Below are 3,737 nucleotides of genomic sequence, written 5' to 3'. Positions count from 1 at the left end.
AAGCCTAACGGCATAAAATTTATCCATTCGTATAAATATGTTATAAAAGTATAGTGATTGCAAAAAACCATGCAACTTTTTTTGACGGTTTAATTGTTAACTTTTGTAAAGATTAATGTAATATTACCTCTTAATTACTCGCTTAAAACCTATTTCGAAGAAACTTTAGGGGGATTTTAGGCTTTAAAAACCCCGTTCCTCAAATTTTTTATCTTAAAAATCCCAAGCCTCAAAAATAACCCCGTCCCAGTTGGGACGGATGGTTGTCGCCACAACATTGCTTTAGCCACCCACGTCATAATTCGCTTGGTTATTGAATTAATCATCCTTTAAAGGTGCTGCGGCACAAACTCCTATATGGGTTTTAAATTTTTCGATTTTGTAGTCTCTAGTTGTGTTTCCACTATAGGCGTACACGACAAACTCAGTATACTTATTACTTTCGCCAAGGTCGCTAGTCCAATAGCCATAATTGAAACCAGCATCAGTGTAGCTCCTTATGTCGCCCCACTCCGAAAAAAGACCAGCACCAATATGACGCTGATAATGATTACCAGTTGATGAAGGTGTAGCACCAACTATACCCTTGCAATTTTCTCCTGCATCAGCTCCCCCTTGACAAATTGCGTTAGTTAAATCCTTGACCTTAGGCATACGGTATCCAATATCACTACACCAAGACGATACACTTTCTTTAGTATAAGATTTAAGTCCACGGTTAACAAACCACTGCTTTAACTGGAAACCGTATTTGACGACTTCTTCCCCACTTTGACTGTCTCGACCAACTAACTCAAATGTCTGTGGTAATGTCGGATTAAGTATAGTTCCCAAACTACTTGGATTACTTGAACCCAATTGCTCATCTTTAGCAAATGGACCCGTTAGGCTAACCCGCACACTTTTATTTGTTGCTTCCGTCATAGTAGCTGTAATACCACCATGAGAAACTGGCTGCCAAGATAATTCTCGATAATTACCACCTATATCTAGATCAAAGTACAAATTATGAGCCCCTGTAGTAGGGAAATTCAAATCATAAGACGACGGATTTTTCGACTGTGTAATGAACCCCATCTTTTCATTCCACATTGTAGCAGGACCTCGGAAATCCATGTTTTTAGAAAAAAGCTTACCATATTGCAAGTTCGGTTTTGCAAAACAGACCTCTGGTGGTGCCTTAGGATTAATATAATATATTGCATTACTAGCATTAAAATCGCTACCTTTAGGAACGCCATAACGGGTAGATAAAGTGCCGTTGGTACTAGCCAATTTTACCTTATAGGGTCCATTACAAATGGTTAGCACTGTATTACGTGTGACAGGATTATTGAATCTATCAATAATAGATAAATTTAAACTACCTGTGGCAGTTATACCATCAGGGTCTTGACCATCACCATCATCATCACCCCAATAATTATAAGGTTCTCCGATAAGTAAATTTAATGCAATAGAATTAGTATCCGTTGGCACCAACATATCGATATCAGCAAAACTCTGACCAGCAACAGGTAAAACGATAGGATTAGTTGAACTTGAATTATTGGTTGTGGGAGTAAATGTTCTACCATCAGAAAGGGATATCCCGAGTAGCGCTTCGGTATTTGTTACCCGGGTACGACCACCATCAAAGGTTAAATATGGCGCATTACCATAAATAATATTGGTCGTTTGAGCGGTTAATGCATGATTAGCGAAAGAAATAGAAAGTAAAACAACTACGGTTAATACCAAAACCATCGGCCGAGATAAAAAGGCTAAATTAAGAAATTTTGAAAAATTTCGCCCAAATTGCTTAAAAAACAAACTACAGTTAAGTAATAAACGATACGAACTTAACTTTAAAAAGATTAAATTATAGGTTGAGCAGGTGTTATGTGTTGCAAGATTATAATGCATATTGACGTCCTTGTCAACTAAAATACTGATTAATTTACACTTTTATACCAAAAATTATAAAAGTTATCCTTTTATATAAATAAGGTTTGAAAGTATAGTGATTGGAAAAAACCATGCAACTATTTTTGGCGGTTTAATTGTTAATTTTTGTAAAATTTGATGAAAAATTATACTTCAAAATCAAGACATTAATAATAAAAGTACCAACAATTAATTGTTGTTCCATTTTGTGCATGTTCGCAACTTTTCTTTGGTGGTTTTACTTTATTTTTTCTCATGATCTTAAACTAAAAAATCAGTTGTTAAAACTACGGCCATACACAGAGCCCGAAAGTGGAATGATTCTGTTGGATATGTATATCCCCTCTATGAGAGTCGATAATAAACCGTGAATCTGTTCTATTGGTATCACTAGTCCAATAATAGTAACGATCATGGAAGTTAGCTTCTGGATATAAGTACACGTATCCCCACTCCGAAAAAAAACCCGCACCAATTCGACGTTGATAATAGTTATCAGGAGATGCAGGCATAGCACCCTCCGCATCTTGACAGTTAGATAAAGGATATTTGCTGCGCCCCCTGCAAGATGCGTTAGTTAAATCTTTTACCTTAGGTAAGCGATAGCCAATATTGCCACACCATGAAGAAATACTACTATAATTATATTCATTGGTACCGCGATTAACCACCCATTGTTTTAACTGAAAACCATACTTGACAACTACATCACCATTAATATTCCTACCGACTAACTCATATGATTTAGGTAATTCAGCTTTAGGTATTACTTTTATATTATTCGGTTCATTGGATCCCCATTGTTCTTTAGTAGCGGAAGGTCCTTTTAGGGTAACACGAAAGCTTGTGCCTGTAGAATCACCTGGCGTAGGGGTTATTATAGTAGTAATTTTACCTTGCTCTATGCCCTCCCATGTTAAAGATCGAGCACCACCTATATCTAAATCAAAATATAAATTATTGGCTCCAATAGTCGGAAAATTTAAATTATAAGATGATGGATCAGTAGACTGAACAATAAATCCCTTATATTCATTCCAAATATCAGGAGAACCACCAAAGTCATGTCCTTCAGAGTAATTACCATACACTAAAATAGGTTTAGCAAAACACACCCTTGGCGAATCCTTAGGGTTAATATAATAACTCACACTACTACCGCTGAAATCACTATTATTAGGAATACCGTATAGAGTGTTTAACGTTCCATTTGTACTTGTTAATGTCACTTTATAAGGCGCATTACAAATTGTTGGTACATCACTACGTGCAACAGCATTATCATTTTTATCAACTATGGATAAACTTAGAGTGCCACTAGCTCTAATACCATCCCTACCCTGACCATCGCCATCATCATCCCCCCAATAATTATTGGGCGGACCAATAAGTGAACTTAATTCAATAGAATCAGTATCCGTTGGTATAAACATACCAATATCTGCAAAACTCTGACCAGCAACAGGTAAAACGATAGGATTGTCTCTTGAATTACTGGTTGTGAGGGTGGGGGTGAATTGTCTACCATCAGAAAGGGATATCCCGAGTAGCGCTTCGGTATTAGTCACCCGGGTTTGACCGCCATCAAAGGTTAAATAAGGCGCATTACCATGTATAGGATTTGATGTTTTAGCCGTTAATGCGTGACTGGTGTAGGAAGTTATTAGCAACAAACTAAACGATAACCATAAAAAGATCTGCTGAGACAAAAATGATTGAAGCAAGAATCGCGCAAAATTTCGTGGGATCTCGCTTATAGCAAAAAATGAATATTGAGAGCTTAACTTTGATGAATTTAAATTATAAGTTGG

2 protein-coding genes are annotated in these 3,737 nt (G+C 36.7%); both read right to left on the bottom strand.

Annotated elements, in window-relative coordinates; translation table 11 throughout:
- Window positions 1-318: 318 nt before the first annotated feature.
- Window positions 319-1,746, bottom strand: coding sequence for a hypothetical protein (locus H3U97_RS11315; RefSeq protein ID WP_198199002.1), 1,428 nt, complete (start codon window positions 1,744-1,746; stop codon window positions 319-321).
- 467 nt (window positions 1,747-2,213) lie between these two features.
- A partial coding sequence (locus H3U97_RS11310) for a hypothetical protein (protein WP_232343816.1) occupies window positions 2,214-3,737 on the bottom strand: 1,524 nt, incomplete at its 5' end.

The organism is Gilliamella sp. W8128 (assembly GCF_016100545.1).
Lineage (GTDB): Bacteria > Pseudomonadota > Gammaproteobacteria > Enterobacterales > Orbaceae > Gilliamella > Gilliamella apis.
The sequence above is the reverse complement of the archived record's forward strand: the minus strand, read 5'-3'. Positions and strand labels throughout refer to the sequence as shown.

Excerpts from the sequence above, each read along its gene's own strand:
- H3U97_RS11315 (WP_198199002.1), bottom strand. The coding sequence starts at position 1,746 with ATGGTTTTGGTATTAACCGTAGTTGTTTTACTTTCTATTTCTTTCGCT.